The organism is Streptomyces sp. NPDC030809 (assembly GCF_055572195.1).
The window spans coordinates 1-17,981 of the sequence record NZ_JBVIDV010000039.1; the positions used below are offsets into that span (position 1 = coordinate 1).

Sequence of the window (17,981 nt, forward strand, 5' to 3'; positions counted from 1 at the left end):
TCCCCCTCCCACCGAACCCCCCCACACCCCCCCCCCCCCCCCCCCCCCCCCCCCCCCCCCCCCCCCCCCCCCCCCCCCCCCCCCCCCCCCCCCCGCCGGCCTATTCGATAAGGATGACGCGTGCACATACGCACCCGTGGCGGCCGCCCGTCCGGCAAGCGCCGGCTCGTGGCCCCCGTGGCCGTGTCCGTACTCGCCCTGGCCGGCGCCGGTCTGACGGCCGCGGGTACCGCCCAGGCCGCCGAGTCCCCGGCGCCGCCCACGCGGTCCCAGGTCCGGCAGCAGATGAACGACGCGTTCCGCGCCACGCTCGCCGAGAACCAGACGGGCCGGCCGCAGCGGACCCCGATGATCATCGGCGGCGGTTCCACGACCATCTCCAGCGCGCCGTGGATGGCGCAGCTGCTGTGGTTCGACCCGAACGACTCGGAGAACGGCAGCTTCTGCGGCGGCTCCGTGGTCACGCCCACGAAGATCGTCACGGCGGCGCACTGCGTCGAGGGCATCGACTGGACCAAGGGCGGCATGGTCATCACCGGCGCCACCCAGCTGGCGACCGTCTACACGGACGGCACGGTCGACGCCCACGGCGGCACCGTCCACAAGATCAAGCGCCAGTGGATGAACCCGTCCTACGACGGCGTCACCTTCGACAACGACACCGCGGTCTTCACCCTGGCGTCGAAGACCTCGGCCAAGAACCTGCCGCTGGCCCGCTCCACCGACACGGGCCAGTACGCGGCCGGCGCCACCGCCACCGTGTACGGCTGGGGCCGGACCTCGTCCACCAGCCAGGCCATCTCCCAGACGCTGAAGAAGGCGGACCTGCCGCTGGTCTCGGACAGCACCTGCGAGACCTTCTGGGGCGACTACATCGTCCGCGGCCACATGGTCTGCGCCGGCACCCCCGCCAGCGGCTCCGACTCCGGCACCACCACCGCCTGCAACGGTGACTCCGGCGGCCCGCTCGTGCGCAACGGTCGACTGATCGGCATCGTCTCCTGGGGCGTCACCGGCTGCGTCGAGGCCGGCGCCTACGGGGTCTACACCAAGGCCACCTCGTACGCGGGCGCCCTGCGCGCCGAGGTCTACGACGCGAACTGGAACGGGGACGCCGCGGCCGACCTGCTCGCGCGCAACACCTCGAACACCGACCTGTACCCCTTCACCTCGAAGCTGACCTCGCTCTCCAAGGGCAGCAGCCTCGGCGACGCGGCGAACGTCAACCTCTTCCGCCAGACCGACCTGAACCGCGACGGGGTCCAGGACATCGTCCGCCGCCGCTCCTCCGGCGGGGACGTCTACTGGTACAACGGCGCCACCAAGACCGAGTCCAAGGTCTACACGGACTGGTCCACCCGCAAGCAGATCGTCGCCCCCGGCGACGTGACCGGCGACGACCTGCCCGACCTGGTCTCCGTCACCTCCGCCGGCGACCTCTACCTGTACCCGGGCAACGGCGCCGGCGCGTTCAACGCCCCGGTCAAGGCCGGCTTCGGCTGGCAGGTCTACGGCACCGTCCGCGGCTCCGGCGACCTGACCGGCGACGGCAAGGCCGACCTCGTCGCCCGCGACTCGGCCGGCACGCTGTACCTGTACCCGGGCACCGGCACCGCCGGCACCGGAGCCTTCGGCGCCCGCGTCAAGATCGGCACCGGCTGGAACATCTACAACCAGATCTCCATGACCGGTGACGTCAACAACGACGGCAAGGCCGACCTGCTCGCCCGCGACAGCGCCGGCACCATGTGGCTCTACAAGGGCACCGGCAAGTCGGGTGCGACCTTCGCCACACGTGTCGCCTTCGGCGGTGGCTGGAACGCGTACAACCTCTTCGGCTAAAGCCCCAGGCCAGCCCGTGTAACGGGCTGATCTCGGCCCGATCCGGACCGCTCCCTGTGCCCACCGTGCCCGCACGGTGGGCACAGGCCGTCATGCAACCCTTTGCCCTCGCCTCCCGTCTCCCCCTGTGCACCGCAGGAGGGCGACACGCCGGGGGCTGGGAATCCGGAGAACCGAGGAGAGCATGACCGAGCAGAGCAGCGGCCGGGCCGGCATACGCACGGCCGGGCGCGGCCGAAGGCGCAAGAAGGCGAGCGGGGGCCGCCGGGTCCTCGCCGTCGTCGCGTGGACCGCGGCCGGCGCGGTCGTCCTGGGCGGCGCGAGCATGGGCTACTTCTGGGTGAAGTTCGACGGGAACCTGAAGAGCGTCGACATCGACGCCGCCCTCGGCGACGACCGGCCCGCGGACATCGACAACGGCTCCATGGACATCCTCGTCCTCGGCTCCGACTCGCGCGGGGGCGCGAACTCCGAGTACGGCCGGGACGACGGCGGCTCGGCCCGCTCCGACACCGCGATGATCGTCCACCTGTACGAGGGCCACAAGAAGGCCAGCGTCATCTCCATCCCGCGGGACACCCTGGTCACCCGCCCCTCGTGCAAGACCCCGGACGGCTCGACCGACCCCGGCGGCGAGCGCAGCATGTTCAACGAGTCCTTCACCATCGGCGGCGCGGCCTGCGCGGTGAAGACCGTCGAGCAGATGTCGGGGATCCGCATGGACCACTACCTCGAAGTCGACTTCACGGGCTTCAAGAAGATCATCGACAAGCTCGGCGGGGTCGAGGTCACCACCACCAAGCCCATCAAGGACAAGGCCAGCCACCTCGACCTCGCGGCGGGCCCGCACCGGCTGAACGGGGAACAGGCCCTGGGCCTGGTCCGCACCCGCAAGAGCGTCGGCGACGGCAGCGACCTCGGCCGCATCCAGCTCCAGCAGGCCTTCATCAAGGCGCTCATCAAGCAGGTCAAGAGCATCGGGGTGTTCGACAACCCCAAGCGGCTGCTCGACCTCGCCGACACCGGCACCAAGGCCATCACCACCGACAGCAAGCTCAGCAGCGTCAGGGACCTGATGGGCTTCGCCTCCGGCCTCGCGGAGATCGACTCCCACGACCTCCAGATGATCACGCTGCCGGTGGGCGCCGACCGTATCGACCCCAACCGGGTGGTCCCCCTGGAGACCGAGTCCCGGCAGGTCTGGCAGGCCCTGCTGGCCGACCGGCCCATCCCGGCCTCGGCCACCGAAAAGTCCGCGGGGGACAAGGGCACCGCCGGTTCCCTGGTCAAGGAATAGATGCCGGGCCGCCCCCGTTGAGGGGAGCGTTCCCGAATTTTGAACAGGCGGCCCGGTCCTGGCAGACTGGTCCGTCGGCCCCGGTTCACGCAGCGTGCAATTCCGCCGCCTGCGACCCGGCGCCCTCCCGAAACTAGGAGACACCTTGAAGCGCGAGATCCACCCCGAGTACGTCGAGACCCAGGTCAGCTGCACCTGCGGCGCGTCGTTCACCACCCGTAGCACCCTGACCGAGGGCACCATCCGTGCCGAGGTCTGCTCCGAGTGCCACCCGTTCTACACGGGCAAGCAGAAGATCCTCGACACCGGTGGCCGTGTGGCCCGCTTCGAGGCCCGCTTCGGCAAGGCTGCCGGCTCCAAGAAGTAGCGAGCCGCGGCGCCGGTCGACGGCCGCCCCTGTCCACACGGGGGCGGCCGCACCGGCGCCTTTGTCGTCCCGCAGCCCCCAAGCCTTTTTCCACCCCAGGAGCACCCGATGTTCGAAGCGGTCGAGGAACTGGTCGGTGAGCACGCCGACCTCGAGAAGCAGCTCGCCGACCCTTCGGTCCACGCCGACCAGGCCAATGCGCGCAAGCTCAACAAGCGCTACGCGGAGCTGACCCCCATCGTGGGGACCTTCCGCGCCTGGAAGCAGGCCGGTGAGGACATCGCCACGGCGAAGGAGCTCGCGGCCGACGACCCGGACTTCGCGGCCGAGGTCAAGGACCTGACCGCGCAGCGCGAGGAGCTCACCGAGAAGCTCCGCCTGCTGCTGGTCCCGCGCGACCCCAGCGACGACAAGGACGTGCTCCTGGAGATCAAGGCGGGCGCGGGCGGCGACGAGTCCGCCCTGTTCGCCGGCGACCTCCTGCGCATGTACCTGCGCTACGCCGAACGGGTGGGCTGGAAGACCGAGATCATCGACTCCACCGAGTCCGAGCTCGGCGGCTACAAGGACGTCCAGGTCGCCGTGAAGACCAAGGGCGGCCAGGGCGCCACCGAGCCCGGCCAGGGCGTGTGGGCCCGCCTGAAGTACGAGGGCGGGGTGCACCGCGTGCAGCGCGTGCCCGCCACCGAGTCCCAGGGCCGCATCCACACCTCCGCCGCCGGCGTCCTCGTGACCCCCGAGGCCGAGGAGGTCGACGTGGAGATCAACGCGAACGACCTGCGCATCGACGTGTACCGGTCCTCGGGCCCCGGCGGCCAGTCCGTCAACACCACCGACTCGGCCGTGCGCATCACGCACCTCCCGACCGGTGTCGTCGCCTCCTGCCAGAACGAGAAGAGCCAGCTCCAGAACAAGGAGCAGGCCATGCGCATCCTGCGGTCCCGGCTGCTCGCTGCCGCCCAGGAGGCCGCGGAGCAGGAAGCCGCCGACGCGCGCCGCAGCCAGGTGCGGACCGTCGACCGGTCCGAGAAGATCCGTACGTACAACTTCCCGGAGAACCGGATCTCGGACCACCGGGTCGGCTTCAAGGCGTACAACCTGGACCAGGTGCTCGACGGCGACCTCGACGCGGTCATCCAGGCCTGCGTGGACGCGGACTCCGCCGCCAAGCTCGCGGCCGCGCAGTAAGCACCCGGCCAGACCCCCGTTCAACCCCGCGTACGACCCCGGTGGAGGAAGCGTGAACCTGCTGCTCGCGGAGGTGGCCCAGGCCACCCAGCGGCTGGCCGCCGCCGGCGTGCCCTCACCGCGCTTCGACGCCGAGGAGCTCGCTGCCTGGGTGCACGGGGTCAAACGCGGTGAGCTCCACACCGTCAAGGACGCCGACTTCGACGCCCGGTACTGGGAGGCCGTCGCGCGCCGCGAGGCCCGCGAGCCGCTCCAGCACATCACCGGGCGGGCCTTCTTCCGTTACCTGGAGCTCCAGGTCGGCCCCGGGGTCTTCGTGCCCCGGCCCGAGACCGAGTCCGTCGTGGACTGGGCCATACACGCCGTACGGGCCATGGACGTGGTCGAGCCGCTGATCGTGGACCTCTGCACCGGCTCCGGCGCGATCGCCCTCGCCATGGCCCAGGAGGTGCCCCGCTCGCGCGTGCACGCCGTGGAGCTGTCCGAGGACGCACTGGTCTGGACGCGCAAGAACGCGGCCGGCTCGCGGGTCACCGTGCACCAGGGCGACGCCCTGACCGCCCTGCCCGAGCTGGACGGGCAGGTGGACCTGGTCATCTCCAACCCGCCGTACATCCCGCTCACCGAGTGGGAGTACGTCGCCCCCGAGGCGCGCGACCACGACCCCGAGATGGCCCTGTTCTCCGGCGAGGACGGCCTCGACACCATCCGCGGCCTGGAGCGCACCGCGCACCGGCTGCTGCGCCCCGGCGGGGTCGTCGTCGTCGAGCACGCCGACACCCAGGGCGGCCAGGTCCCGTGGATCTTCGCCGAGGAGCGCGGCTGGGCCGACGCGGCCGACCACCCGGACCTGAACAACCGCCCGCGCTTCGCCACCGCCCGCAAGGCCCTGCCGTGACGAAGCCCCGCACCGCCCCCACCACCCTGCACGAGGAGGCCCGCTGATGGCCCGGCGATACGACTGCAACGACGCGACGGACCGCAAGACGGGCCTGCGCGAGGCCGCGTCCGCCGTCCGCCGCGGGGAACTCGTCGTACTGCCGACGGACACCCTCTACGGCATCGGGGCCGACGCGTTCAGCTCCGAGGCGGTGGCCGACCTGCTCGCCGCCAAGGGCCGCGGCCGCACGATGCCCACCCCCGTGCTCATCGGCTCCCCGAACACCCTGCACGGGCTCGTCACGGACTTCTCCGAGGCCGCCTGGGAGCTGGTCGACGCCTTCTGGCCCGGCGCGCTCACCCTCGTGGCCCGGCACCAGCCCTCGCTCCAGTGGGACCTCGGCGACACCGGCGGCACCGTCGCGATCCGGATGCCCCTGCACCCGGTCGCCATCGAGCTGCTGACCGAGGTCGGCCCGATGGCCGTGTCCTCCGCGAACCTGAGCGGCCACCCGGCCCCCGAGGACTGCGACGCCGCCCGCGAGATGCTCGGCGACTCCGTCTCGGTCTACCTGGACGGCGGGCCCACCCCCGGCATCCAGCCCTCGTCCATCGTCGACGTCACCGGCAAGGTGCCGGTCCTGCTCCGGGAAGGCGCCCTGTCGGCCGAGCAGCTGCGGGAGGTCGTACCCGACCTCGAGGTGGCCCCGTGAGCCCTCAGGGGCGTGGCATAGCCGGCACGGACGCGTTCCGCATCCTCCACGTCAGCACCGGCAACGTGTGCCGCTCGCCGATCACCGAGCGGCTCACCCGGCACGCCCTCGCCGACCGGCTCGGCGGGGACCGGTCGGCCGGCGCCCTGATCGTGGAGAGCGCGGGCACCTGGGGCCACGAAGGCGCACCCATGGAGGCCAATGCGGCCGCCGTGCTCGCCGACTTCGGGGCCGACGCGTCCGGCTTCACCGGCCGGGAGCTCCTCGACGAGCACGTCATACGCGCCGACCTGGTCCTCACCGCCACCCGCGACCACCGCGCCCAGGTCATCTCCATGGGCCACTCCGCGGGCCTGCGCACCTTCACGCTGAAGGAGTTCACCCGGCTGGTGCGCGCGATAGACCCGGCCACCCTGCCGCCCCTCGACGAGGGCGTGGCCGAGCGGGCCCGCGCCCTGGTCCGGGCCGCGGCGGCGCTGCGGGGCTGGCTGCTCGCACCCTCCGCCGAGGCGGACGAGGTGCACGACCCGTACGGCTCCCCGATCTCGTTCTTCCGCTCCATCGGCGACGAGATCAACCAGGCCCTCGACCCGGTGGTCACGGCCCTGACGGGAGTCGGCTCCCCGCGCTGACCCCCTCGACGCGCACGCGGGCGTAAAGTCCGATTTTCGGTGCGTATGCGGACCGGGCGGCCTACAGTGGGCGTACTGCCCTCCCAGCGCCGGAGCCGCGCCATGACCACCGTCAGCCATTCCGCCAGGCCCGCAGCCGCCGTGGACGAGGTCCTGCGCCGCCAGGACCCCGCCATCGCGGACGTCCTCGCCGGAGAGCGGCAGCGCCAGGCCACCGGCCTCCAGCTGATCGCCGCGGAGAACTTCACCTCGCCCGCCGTGCTGGCCGCCCTGGGCTCCCCGCTGGCCAACAAGTACGCCGAGGGCTATCCAGGCGCCCGCCACCACGGCGGCTGCGAGTACGCCGACCTGGCCGAGCGGATCGCCGTGGAACGGGCCACCGCGCTGTTCGGCAGCGCGCACGCGAACGTGCAGCCGCACTCCGGCTCCGCCGCCGTCCTCGCCGCCTACGCGGCCCTGCTGCGCCCCGGGGACACCGTGCTCGCGATGGGGCTCGCGTACGGCGGCCACCTCACGCACGGCTCCCCGGCGAACTTCTCCGGCCGCTGGTTCGAGTTCGTCGGCTACGGGGTGGACGCCGAGAGCGGCCTGATCGACTACGAGCAGGTCGCCGCCCTCGCCCGCCGGCACCGGCCGAAGGCGATCGTCGTCGGCTCGATCTCCTACCCCCGCCACCCCGACTACGAGGCCTTCCGCGAGATCGCCGACCACGTGGGGGCCTACCTCATCGCCGACGCGGCCCACCCCATCGGCCTGGTGGCCGGCGGGGCGGCGCCCAGCCCGGTCCCGTACGCCGACATCGTCTGCGCCACCACCCACAAGGTGCTCCGCGGCCCGCGCGGGGGCATGCTGCTGTGCGGTGCCGACCTGGCCGAGCGGGTGGACCGGGCGGTGTTCCCGTTCACCCAGGGCGGGGCCCAGATGCACACCATCGCGGCCAAGGCGGTGGCCTTCGGCGAGGCGGCCGGCATCCCGTTCACCGCGTACGCCCATCAGGTCGTCACCAATGCGAGGGTTCTCGCCGCGGCGCTGGCGGGGGAGGGGCTGGCCGTCACCACGGGCGGCACCGACACCCACCTGATCACCGCGGACCCGGCCCCGCTCGGCCTCGACGGCCGCACCGCCCGTGGCCGGCTCGCGGCCGCCGGGATGGTCCTCGACACCTGCGCGCTGCCCTACGGGGACCAGCGCGGGCTGCGCCTGGGCACGGCGGCGGTGACCACGCAGGGCATGGGCCCGGCCGAGATGGAGCGGGTCGCGGCCCTGTTCGGGGCGGCCCTGCGCGGGGACGAGACGGTGCGTGCGCAGGTCGCCGAGCTGGCGGGGAGATTTCCCCCGTATCCGTCCGACTGAGGACACTGCGGGCCCTCTGCAACCGGATACCGCCCCCGGTGTGTCCTCAAGGCCGGGGGCATCGAAGCTAATGTGTGGGGCTGAGATGGCCGGCGAAATCATCTGGGGCAGCCCGTGCGTGAATACCTGCTGACGCTGTGCGTCACGGTCGCGGTGACCTATCTGCTCACCGGACCGGTGCGAAAGTTCGCGATCGCGGCCGGTGCCATGCCCGAGATCCGTGCCAGAGACGTGCACCGGGAGCCCACTCCGCGGCTCGGCGGGATCGCGATGTTCGGCGGCCTGTGCGCGGGCCTGCTGGTGGCGGACCACCTGGAGAACCTCAACGGGGTCTTCGAGCTGTCGAACGAGCCGCGGGCCCTGCTCTCCGGGGCCGCCCTGATCTGGCTGGTGGGCGTGCTCGACGACAAGTTCGAGATCGACGCCCTGATCAAGCTCGGCGCGCAGATGATCGCGGCCGGTGTGATGGTCATGCAGGGCCTGACCATCCTGTGGCTGCCCATCCCGGGATTCGGGACGGTCTCGCTCACCCAGTGGCAGGGGAACCTGCTCACGGTGGCCCTGGTCGTCATCACCATCAACGCCGTGAACTTCGTGGACGGCCTCGACGGCCTGGCGGCCGGCATGGTCTGCATCGCCTCCGCGGCGTTCTTCCTGTACGCGTACCGGCTCTGGTTCGGGTACGGGATCGAGGCCGCGGCCCCCGCCACCCTGTTCGCGGCCATCCTCATGGGCATGTGCCTGGGCTTCCTGCCGCACAACATGCATCCCGCGCGGATCTTCATGGGCGACTCCGGCTCGATGCTCATCGGCCTGGTGCTGTCCGCCGGGGCCATCTCCATCACGGGGCAGGTGGACCCGGACGCGATGGCGCTGTGGTTCGACGGCGAGCGCAACGCGACCCACGCGATGCTGCCCGTCTTCATCCCGCTGCTGCTGCCGCTGACGATCATCGCGATCCCGATGGCCGACCTGGTCCTCGCGATCGTGCGGCGCACCTGGAAGGGCCAGTCCCCGTTCGCGGCCGACCGGGGGCACCTGCACCACCGGCTCCTGGAGATCGGGCACTCGCACAGCCGGGCCGTGCTGATCATGTACTTCTGGTCGGGCCTGATCGCCTTCGGTGCGGTGGCCTACTCGGTGCACTCGGCCTCGATGTGGATCGTCTTCGCGCTCGTCGGGCTGAGCGCGGTGGGCCTGGTGCTGCTCCTGCTGCCGCGCTTCACGCCCCGTGCACCGCGCTGGGCGGAGCGGCTGGTGCCGCCCCGCTACCGGCACGCGCAGCGGGCCGCCGAGGCCGCCGCAGAGGCCGCCCTGGCCGATCCCGCGGCTGCGGAGCCGGGCCCCCGCCCGGCGATGGTCGGCGTCTCCGGCGCGAACGGAGCCACCGCGATCGGCGCCCGCTCCCACCTCCCCGACCGCAGCAAGGCGGGCTCCCCCCGCTGAACACCCGGTGAACACTCCCACCGCGGGCCCCGCACGCACCCACCGCGCGGGGCCCGCGGGCATGTCCGGGGAGGCCTCCGTACGGGGGTCAACATCGCGCCGTTCGGGGGCCTCCTTTGGCGCGCGCCCGCCGGGGGAGGGCTCCCCGGGGCAGAAACGGAATCAGGATTTGTGGCGCCTTTACCAGACAAACCGGCGGCCTTCTGTGCACAGACGCGCATGTTCACTCTCATGTGTGACAGCGAGCACACCCAGCAGGTAAAGACCTCATCAAATAGTTTGTGATACCGTTCACTAAACCCGGCGACAGAGCCGAAGGACCGTAGTGCGACGGTCCCTCGGCCCGAGGCTCGCCCTCGAACCGGGCTTACGCTCGTCCCCGAACGAGTCCCGTGCCCCCACCACCATGCGGAGCAATTCGCCATGCGCTCTGAAGACACCCGGTCCCTGCTGCACACCGCCGTACCCACCGCTGCCGCCGGCGCCATCGCCACGGTCGTCAGCGGTGTCGTCGCGGGTGGCAAGGGCGCGATCGGGGCCGTCGTCGGAACGCTGATCGTCATCCTCTTCATGGGGATCGGCGTACTGGTGCTGCAGCGCACCGCCAAGACCCTGCCGCAGCTGTTCCAGGCCATGGGGCTGATGCTCTACACCGCTCAGCTGCTGCTGCTGTTCATCTTCGTCGCCGTGTTCAAGGACACGACGCTGTTCAACCCCCGGGCCTTCGCCGCCACCCTGGTCGCCACCACCGTCGTGTGGATGGCCGCCCAGGCGCGTGCGCACATGAAGGCCAAGATCTTTTATGTCGATCCCGACTCCGACAAGGGCGAGAAGCCCGAAAACACGGGGTCCTCGTCGTGAAAGGTAGGGGCGGGATAAGTGTGCGTTCGGGATCCTGCTATCGTCCGGTGCCAACTGCGGCATCGCGGGCGCGGGCATCTGAGCTGACGCCTGCTCAAGCGCGAGGCTCAATGCCTGCCAGCCGCCCCCACACCTGTAAGACCAGTCCCGTGCCGAACCGCGGCCTCACGCCGCGCCGACACAACGAGGTTGCCGTACCTATGCGCCACGCTGAAGGAGCCCGCGGTGAGTGCTGACCAGACCCAGCTTGCCTTTGACTGGAGCTGCCGCATCATGGCCGACAACGGCTGCGGCTTCCCCGCTCCGGGCCTGCACTCCTTCCTGTTCCAGCCGATCTTCAACGTCGGCGGGTACGAGTTCAACAAGGTGATGCTGCTCGCGCTCATCACCACCCTGCTGGTCATTGGCTTCTTCTGGGCCGCCTTCGCCAAGCCGAAGGTCGTGCCGGGCAAGCTCCAGATGGTCGGCGAGGCGGGTTACGACTTCGTCCGCCGCGGCATCGTCTACGAGACGCTGGGCAAGCGCGAGGGCGAGAAGTACGTCCCGCTGATGGTCTCGCTGTTCTTCTTCGTGTGGATCATGAACATCTGGTCCGTGATCCCGCTGGCCCAGTTCCCGGTCTCCTCGATCATCGCCTTCCCGGTCGTGCTCGCGCTGATCGTGTACGTGGTCTGGGTCTCGCTGACCTTCAAGAAGCACGGCTTCGTCGGCTTCTTCAAGAACGTCACCGGATACGACAAGTCGCTCGGCCCGGTTCTTCCGCTCGTCATGGTCATCGAGTTCTTCTCGAACCTGATCGTGCGCCCCTTCACCCACGCGGTGCGACTGTTCGCGAACATGTTCGCCGGTCACCTGATGCTGGTCATGTTCACGGTTGCCTCCTGGTACCTGCTGAACGGCGTGATGATCCCCGCCGCCGGTGTCTCCTTCGTCATGACCATGGTCATGATCCTCTTCGAGCTTTTCGTGCAGGCGGTCCAGGCGTACGTGTTCGTGCTCCTTGCCTGCTCCTACATTCAGGGCGCTCTCGCCGAGCACCACTGAGCCAACCCGCCCCGCAAACCCCAGTCGTCCGGTGGCCAACCCCCACCGGTCCGTGAAAGAGAAGGAAGAACCGGCATGTCCGCTCTCCAGAACCTCGCTGCCGTTTCCGGCTCCCTCGGCTCCATCGGCTACGGCCTCGCGGCCATCGGCCCCGGCGTCGGCGTCGGCATCATCTTCGGCAACGGCACCCAGGCCCTCGCCCGCCAGCCCGAGGCTGCCGGCCTGATCCGCGCCAACCAGATCCTCGGCTTCGCCTTCTGTGAGGCGCTCGCCCTCATCGGCATCGTTATGCCGTTCGTGTTCGGTAAGTAATCACTTCTTACTGACGCATTCGACGAAAGGCACTGATGTGATCGCCAACCTGGTTCAGCTGGCGTCCGGGGAAGAGCAGAACCCGCTCATCCCGCCGGGCCCCGAGCTGCTCGTCGGCACCATCGCCTTCGCCATCGTCTTCATCGTCTTCTGGAAGAAGCTCCTCCCGAACATCAACAAGGTTCTGGACGAGCGCCGTGAGGCGATCGAGGGCGGTATCGAGAAGGCCGAGGCGGCTCAGACCGAGGCCCAGAGCGTGCTGGAGCAGTACAAGGCCCAGCTCGCCGAGGCCCGGCACGAGGCCGCGCGCCTGCGCCAGGAGGCGCTCGAGCAGGGCACTGCGCTCAAGGAAGAGCTGCGCGCAGAGGGCCAGCGGCAGCGTGAGGAGATCATCGCTGCCGGCCACGCCCAGATCGAGGCCGACCGCAAGGCCGCCTCGCAGGCGCTGCGCCAGGACGTGGGCAAGCTCGCCACCGACCTGGCCGGCAAGCTCGTCGGCGAGTCCCTCGAGGACCACGCCCGGCAGAGCCGCACCATCGACCGCTTCCTCGACGAGCTCGAGGAGAAGGCCGAGGCCGCCCGATGAACGGAGCGAGCCGCGAGGCGCTGGCCACCGCTCGTGAGCGTCTGGACGCGCTGACGGACAACACGTCCGTCGACGCGCAGAAGCTCGCCGGTGAGCTGGCCGCCGTTACCGCGCTGCTCGACCGCGAGGTGTCGCTGCGTCGGGTCATCACGGACCCGGCGCAGGCCGGAGAGGCCAAGGCCGAGCTGGCCCAGCGCCTGTTCGGCGGCCAGGTCGGCGGCGAGACCGCCGACCTCGTGTCCGGCATGGTGCGGTCCCGCTGGTCGCAGTCGCGCGACCTGGTGGACGCGCTGGAGGAGCTGGCGGACACCGCCGACCTCACCGGCGCCCAGCAGGCCAACGTGCTCGACGACGTCGAGGACGAGCTGTTCCGCTTCGGACGGATCGTGGCTTCCAGCACCGAGCTGCGTGCCGCGCTGACCGACCGCGCCGCCACCGCCTCCGCGAAGGGCGAGCTGCTCCGCAGCCTCCTCGGCGGCAAGGCGAACGCGGTCACCGAGCGCCTGGTCACGCGTCTCGTGACGCACCCGCGGGGACGTAGCCTGGAAGCGGGACTCGAGTCCCTCTCCACGCTCGCCGCGGCGCGCCGGAACCGGATGGTCGCCACCGTGACCACCGCGGTGCCGCTCAGCGACGTGCAGAAGCAGCGTCTCGGTGCGGTCCTGGCCAAGCTGTACGGCCGCCAGATGCACCTGAACCTGGACGTGGACCCCGCGGTCCTCGGCGGGATCACGGTGCGGGTCGGTGACGAGGTCATCGACGGCAGCCTTGCGGAGCGCCTCGCCGAGGTGTCCCGCCGCATGGCCGGCTGACCAAGCCACCACAGCAAAAAGCATTTCCAGCGGCCCGGTTGGGCCGTGCAGAACTTGCAGAAGATTCCTGGGGGTCGCCCCCAGACCCCTAAGAAGCTTCAGGCCCAACAAGGAGAGCAGGGAACCCAGATGGCGGAGCTCACGATCCGGCCGGAGGAGATCCGGGACGCACTGGAGAACTTTGTCCAGTCGTACAAGCCGGACGCGGCCTCGCGCGAAGAGGTCGGTACGGTCAGCGTTGCCGGCGACGGCATCGCGAAGGTGGAGGGCCTGCCCTCCGCCATGGCGAACGAGCTGCTGAAGTTCGAGGACGGCACCCTCGGTCTCGCCCTCAACCTCGAGGAGCGCGAGATCGGCGCGATCGTCCTCGGCGAGTTCAGCGGCATCGAGGAGGGTCAGCCGGTGCAGCGCACCGGTGAGGTCCTCTCCGTCGGCGTCGGCGAGGGCTACCTCGGCCGCGTCGTCGACCCGCTCGGCAACCCGATCGACGGTCTCGGCGAGATCGCGACCGACGGCCGCCGCGCCCTCGAGCTGCAGGCCCCCGGCGTCATGGTCCGCAAGTCGGTCCACGAGCCCATGCAGACCGGCTACAAGGCCGTCGACGCGATGGTGCCGATCGGCCGTGGCCAGCGTCAGCTGATCATCGGTGACCGCCAGACGGGCAAGACCGCCCTGGCCGTCGACACGATCATCAACCAGCGCGACAACTGGCGCTCGGGCGACGTGAACAAGCAGGTCCGCTGCATCTACGTCGCCATCGGCCAGAAGGGCTCCACCATCGCGTCCGTCCGCGGCGCGCTGGAAGAGGCCGGTGCCCTGGAGTACACGACCATCGTCGCCGCCCCGGCGTCCGACCCGGCCGGCTTCAAGTACCTGGCGCCGTACACCGGCTCCGCCATCGGCCAGCACTGGATGTACCAGGGCAAGCACGTCCTGATCATCTTCGACGACCTGTCGAAGCAGGCCGACGCCTACCGCGCCGTGTCGCTGCTGCTGCGCCGCCCGCCGGGCCGTGAGGCCTACCCGGGTGACGTCTTCTACCTGCACTCGCGTCTGCTGGAGCGCTGCGCCAAGCTCTCCGACGACATGGGCGCCGGCTCGATGACCGGTCTGCCGATCGTCGAGACCAAGGCGAACGACGTGTCGGCGTTCATCCCGACCAACGTCATCTCCATCACCGACGGCCAGTGCTTCCTGGAGTCCGACCTGTTCAACGCCGGCCAGCGTCCGGCCCTGAACGTCGGTATCTCGGTCTCCCGCGTCGGTGGTTCCGCGCAGCACAAGGCCATGAAGCAGGTTTCCGGCCGCCTCCGCGTGGACCTCGCCCAGTTCCGCGAGCTGGAGGCGTTCGCCGCCTTCGGTTCCGACCTGGACGCCGCGTCGAAGGCCTCGCTGGAGCGCGGCAAGCGCATGGTCGAGCTGCTGAAGCAGGGCCAGTACCAGCCGATGCCCGTCGAGGAGCAGGTCGTCTCCGTCTGGGCCGGCACCACCGGCAAGATGGACGACGTCCCGGTCGAGGACATCCGCCGCTTCGAGTCGGAGCTGCTGGAGCACCTGCGGGTCAACCGCAAGGACCTCCTGACCTCGATCGCCGAGGGCGGCAAGATGTCGGACGACACCCTGCAGTCCATCGCCGACGCGATCGCCGACTTCAAGAAGCAGTTCGAGACCTCGGACGGCAAGCTCCTGGGCGAGGACGCTCCGGCGGCCGTCAACGTCTCCAAGTGACGACGGAAGGGACCTGACTCATGGGAGCGCAGCTCCGGGTCTACAAGCGTCGCATCCGATCCGTCACCGCGACCAAGAAGATCACCAAGGCGATGGAGATGATCGCCGCCTCGCGCATCGTCAAGGCGCAGCGCCAGGTGGCGGCCTCCACGCCGTACGCGACCGAGCTCACCCGCGCGGTGACCGCGGTGGCGACCGGTTCCAACACCAAGCACCCGCTCACCACCGAGGCCGAGGCCCCGAGCCGTGCCGCGGTCCTGCTCATCACGAGCGACCGCGGTCTGGCCGGCGGCTACTCCTCCAACGCCATCAAGGCTGCGGAGCGGCTGACGGAGCGGCTGCGCGGCGAGGGCAAGGAGGTCGACACCTACATCGTCGGCCGCAAGGGCGTGGCCTACTTCAGCTTCCGTGAGCGCAAGGTCGCGGACAGCTGGACCGGCTTCACCGACAGCCCGAGCTACGCGAACGCGAAGGCGGTCGCGGCGCCCCTCATCGAGGCGGTCTCCAAGGAGACGGCCGAGGGCGGCGTCGACGAGCTGCACATCGTCTTCACGGAATTCGTGTCGATGATGACGCAGAACCCGGTGGACGACCGGATGCTGCCGCTGAGCCTCGACAAGGCTGCGGAGGAGAGCGGTGCGAAGGGCGAGATCCTTCCGCTGTTCGACTTCGAGCCGTCGGCGGAGGACGTCCTCGACGCCCTGCTGCCGCGCTACGTCGAGAGCCGCATCTACAACGCGCTGCTGCAGTCGGCTGCCTCCGAGCACGCCGCCCGCCGCCGCGCGATGAAGTCGGCGACCGACAACGCCGGAGAGCTCATCAAGAACCTCTCCCGGCTTGCCAACGCGGCCCGCCAGGCCGAAATCACCCAGGAAATCAGCGAGATCGTCGGTGGCTCCGCAGCCCTTGCCGACGCGACCGCGGGGAGTGACAAGTAATGACGACCACTGTTGAGACGGCCGCCGCCACGGGCCGCGTCGCCCGGGTCATCGGCCCGGTCGTCGACGTGGAGTTCCCCGTCGACGCGATGCCCGACATCTACAACGCGCTGACCGTTCAGGTCGCCGACCCGGCCGAGGAGGGCGCGCTCAAGACGCTGACCCTCGAGGTCGCCCAGCACCTGGGTGACGGCCTGGTCCGCACCATCTCGATGCAGCCCACCGACGGCCTGGTCCGCCAGGCCCCGGTGACCGACACGGGCGCGGGCATCACCGTCCCGGTCGGCGACTTCACCAAGGGCAAGGTGTTCAACACCCTGGGTGAGGTGCTCAACGTCCCCGAGGCCAACGCCGAGGTGACCGAGCGCTGGGCGATCCACCGCAAGGCCCCGTCCTTCGACCAGCTCGAGTCCAAGACCGAGATGTTCGAGACCGGTGTCAAGGTCATCGACCTCCTCACCCCGTACGTCAAGGGTGGAAAGATCGGTCTGTTCGGTGGTGCCGGTGTCGGCAAGACCGTTCTGATCCAGGAGATGATCTACCGCGTCGCCAACAACCACGACGGTGTGTCGGTGTTCGCGGGTGTCGGTGAGCGTACCCGTGAGGGCAACGACCTCATCGAGGAGATGACCGACTCGGGCGTCATCGACAAGACCGCCCTCGTCTTCGGCCAGATGGACGAGCCCCCGGGCACCCGTCTGCGCGTCGCCCTCGCCGGCCTGACCATGGCGGAGTACTTCCGCGATGTTCAGAAGCAGGACGTGCTCTTCTTCATCGACAACATCTTCCGGTACACCCAGGCCGGTTCCGAGGTGTCGACCCTGCTCGGCCGCATGCCCTCCGCGGTGGGTTACCAGCCGAACCTGGCCGACGAGATGGGTCTCCTCCAGGAGCGCATCACCTCGACCCGCGGTCACTCGATCACCTCGATGCAGGCGATCTACGTCCCCGCCGACGACCTGACCGACCCGGCCCCGGCGACCACCTTCGCCCACCTCGACGCGACGACGGTTCTCTCCCGTCCGATCTCCGAGAAGGGCATCTACCCGGCCGTGGACCCGCTGGACTCCTCGTCCCGCATCCTCGACCCGCGGTACATCGCCAAGGACCACTACGAGGCCGCGACCCGCGTCAAGGGGATCCTGCAGAAGTACAAGGACCTCCAGGACATCATCGCGATCCTCGGTATCGACGAGCTGGGCGAGGAGGACAAGCTCGTTGTCCACCGTGCCCGTCGTGTCGAGCGCTTCCTGTCGCAGAACACCCACGTCGCCAAGCAGTTCACCGGCGTGGACGGTTCGGACGTTCCGCTCGACGAGTCGATCGCCGCGTTCAACGCGATCTGCGACGGTGACTACGACCACTTCCCCGAGCAGGCGTTCTTCATGTGCGGTGGCCTCGAGGACCTCAAGGCCAACGCCAAGGAGCTGGGCGTCTCCTGAAGCACTGCTCCCTGAGCAGCGCTGATTGCCGGAGAGGGGCGGGTGCGTCCCGTCCCTCTCCCCACGCCCATTAGAATTTGACCCAACACCCGGCCGACCCGCCGGGTGGAGACCCGAGGAGCCACCTTGGCTGCTGAGCTGCACGTCGAGCTGGTCGCCGCGGACCGCAGTGTCTGGTCCGGCGAGGCCACTCTCGTTGTCGCGCGCACCACGTCCGGCGACATCGGCGTCATGCCCGGTCACCAGCCGCTGCTCGGTGTGCTGGAGTCGGGCCCGGTGACCATCCGTACGACCGAGGGCGGCACCGTCGTCGCCGCTGTGCACGGCGGATTCATCTCCTTCGCGGACAACAAGCTGTCGCTGCTCGCCGAGATCGCCGAGCTTGCCGACGAGATTGATGTCCAGCGTGCGGAGCGGGCACTGGAGCGCGCCAAGTCGGAGGCCAACGCCGCCGCCGAGCGTCGCGCCGAAGTCCGGCTGCGTGCGGTGACGGGGTCCTGACCCCGGAACCGGTAGAGCTTTACCCCTCAGCCGCGGCCCG

18 protein-coding genes are annotated in these 17,981 nt (G+C 70.0%); all 18 read left to right on the plus strand.

Going from position 1 to position 17,981, the window contains the following annotated elements; translation table 11 throughout:
* The first annotated feature begins 120 nt into the window (after positions 1-120).
* The 18 genes from ACZ407_RS33540 (at position 121) to ACZ407_RS33625 (ending at position 17,941) form a co-directional block, all read left to right on the plus strand.
* The gene (locus ACZ407_RS33540) at positions 121-1,842 is read left to right on the plus strand and encodes a trypsin-like serine protease (protein ID WP_468135055.1); all 1,722 of its coding nucleotides are present in this window, start codon (positions 121-123) and stop codon (positions 1,840-1,842) included.
* Positions 1,843-2,026: 184 nt separating this feature from the next.
* Positions 2,027-3,139, plus strand: a complete 1,113-nt coding sequence (locus tag ACZ407_RS33545) for an LCP family protein (protein ID WP_468135057.1) — start codon at positions 2,027-2,029, stop codon at positions 3,137-3,139.
* Positions 3,140-3,284: 145 nt separating this feature from the next.
* Positions 3,285-3,506 carry a 50S ribosomal protein L31 gene (gene rpmE / locus ACZ407_RS33550; RefSeq protein WP_030492616.1) on the plus strand — a complete coding sequence of 74 codons (222 nt, stop codon included), beginning with the start codon at positions 3,285-3,287 and terminating at the stop codon, positions 3,504-3,506.
* A 108-nt stretch (positions 3,507-3,614) separates the two neighbouring features.
* A complete protein-coding gene (gene prfA / locus ACZ407_RS33555) occupies positions 3,615-4,694 on the plus strand; it encodes a peptide chain release factor 1 (RefSeq protein WP_468135059.1) in 1,080 nt (359 codons plus the stop codon).
* Positions 4,695-4,746: 52 nt separating this feature from the next.
* Positions 4,747-5,592, plus strand: a complete 846-nt coding sequence (gene prmC / locus ACZ407_RS33560) for a peptide chain release factor N(5)-glutamine methyltransferase (RefSeq protein ID WP_468135061.1) — start codon at positions 4,747-4,749, stop codon at positions 5,590-5,592.
* A 46-nt stretch (positions 5,593-5,638) separates the two neighbouring features.
* The gene (locus ACZ407_RS33565; RefSeq protein WP_468135063.1) at positions 5,639-6,286 is read left to right on the plus strand and encodes an L-threonylcarbamoyladenylate synthase; all 648 of its coding nucleotides are present in this window, start codon (positions 5,639-5,641) and stop codon (positions 6,284-6,286) included.
* Positions 6,283-6,918: an arsenate reductase/protein-tyrosine-phosphatase family protein gene (locus tag ACZ407_RS33570; protein WP_468135065.1), complete on the plus strand. Its 636-nt coding sequence runs from the start codon at positions 6,283-6,285 to the stop codon at positions 6,916-6,918. Before ACZ407_RS33565 ends, ACZ407_RS33570 begins: the two co-directional genes overlap by 4 nt.
* 102 nt (positions 6,919-7,020) lie before the next feature.
* The gene (locus ACZ407_RS33575; protein ID WP_468135067.1) at positions 7,021-8,271 is read left to right on the plus strand and encodes a serine hydroxymethyltransferase; all 1,251 of its coding nucleotides are present in this window, start codon (positions 7,021-7,023) and stop codon (positions 8,269-8,271) included.
* Between the two features lie 114 nt (positions 8,272-8,385).
* Positions 8,386-9,717 carry an MraY family glycosyltransferase gene (locus tag ACZ407_RS33580; protein WP_468135069.1) on the plus strand — a complete coding sequence of 444 codons (1,332 nt, stop codon included), beginning with the start codon at positions 8,386-8,388 and terminating at the stop codon, positions 9,715-9,717.
* 423 nt (positions 9,718-10,140) lie between these two features.
* On the plus strand, positions 10,141-10,578 hold the full coding sequence (locus ACZ407_RS33585) for a hypothetical protein (protein WP_468135071.1): 438 nt from the start codon (positions 10,141-10,143) through the stop codon (positions 10,576-10,578).
* Positions 10,579-10,851: 273 nt separating this feature from the next.
* A complete protein-coding gene (gene atpB, locus ACZ407_RS33590; RefSeq protein ID WP_468135143.1) occupies positions 10,852-11,622 on the plus strand; it encodes a F0F1 ATP synthase subunit A in 771 nt (256 codons plus the stop codon).
* A gap of 75 nt (positions 11,623-11,697) precedes the next feature.
* A complete protein-coding gene (locus tag ACZ407_RS33595) occupies positions 11,698-11,934 on the plus strand; it encodes an ATP synthase subunit c family protein (RefSeq protein ID WP_226733328.1) in 237 nt (78 codons plus the stop codon).
* A 37-nt stretch (positions 11,935-11,971) separates the two neighbouring features.
* Positions 11,972-12,520 (plus strand): F0F1 ATP synthase subunit B, encoded by a 549-nt coding sequence (locus tag ACZ407_RS33600; protein ID WP_468135073.1) that lies wholly within the window; start codon positions 11,972-11,974, stop codon positions 12,518-12,520.
* A complete protein-coding gene (locus ACZ407_RS33605; RefSeq protein WP_468135075.1) occupies positions 12,517-13,332 on the plus strand; it encodes a F0F1 ATP synthase subunit delta in 816 nt (271 codons plus the stop codon). Before ACZ407_RS33600 ends, ACZ407_RS33605 begins: the two co-directional genes overlap by 4 nt.
* Before the next feature lie 129 nt (positions 13,333-13,461).
* Positions 13,462-15,060, plus strand: a complete 1,599-nt coding sequence (atpA, locus tag ACZ407_RS33610; RefSeq protein ID WP_468135077.1) for a F0F1 ATP synthase subunit alpha — start codon at positions 13,462-13,464, stop codon at positions 15,058-15,060.
* 20 nt (positions 15,061-15,080) lie between these two features.
* On the plus strand, positions 15,081-15,998 hold the full coding sequence (locus ACZ407_RS33615; protein ID WP_468135079.1) for a F0F1 ATP synthase subunit gamma: 918 nt from the start codon (positions 15,081-15,083) through the stop codon (positions 15,996-15,998).
* Complete coding sequence (gene atpD, locus ACZ407_RS33620) at positions 15,998-17,440, plus strand: F0F1 ATP synthase subunit beta (RefSeq protein ID WP_468135081.1); 1,443 nt, start codon at positions 15,998-16,000, stop codon at positions 17,438-17,440. Before ACZ407_RS33615 ends, atpD begins: the two co-directional genes overlap by 1 nt.
* Before the next feature lie 126 nt (positions 17,441-17,566).
* Positions 17,567-17,941 carry a F0F1 ATP synthase subunit epsilon gene (locus ACZ407_RS33625; protein WP_468135083.1) on the plus strand — a complete coding sequence of 125 codons (375 nt, stop codon included), beginning with the start codon at positions 17,567-17,569 and terminating at the stop codon, positions 17,939-17,941.
* The last annotated feature ends 40 nt before the right edge of the window (positions 17,942-17,981 follow it).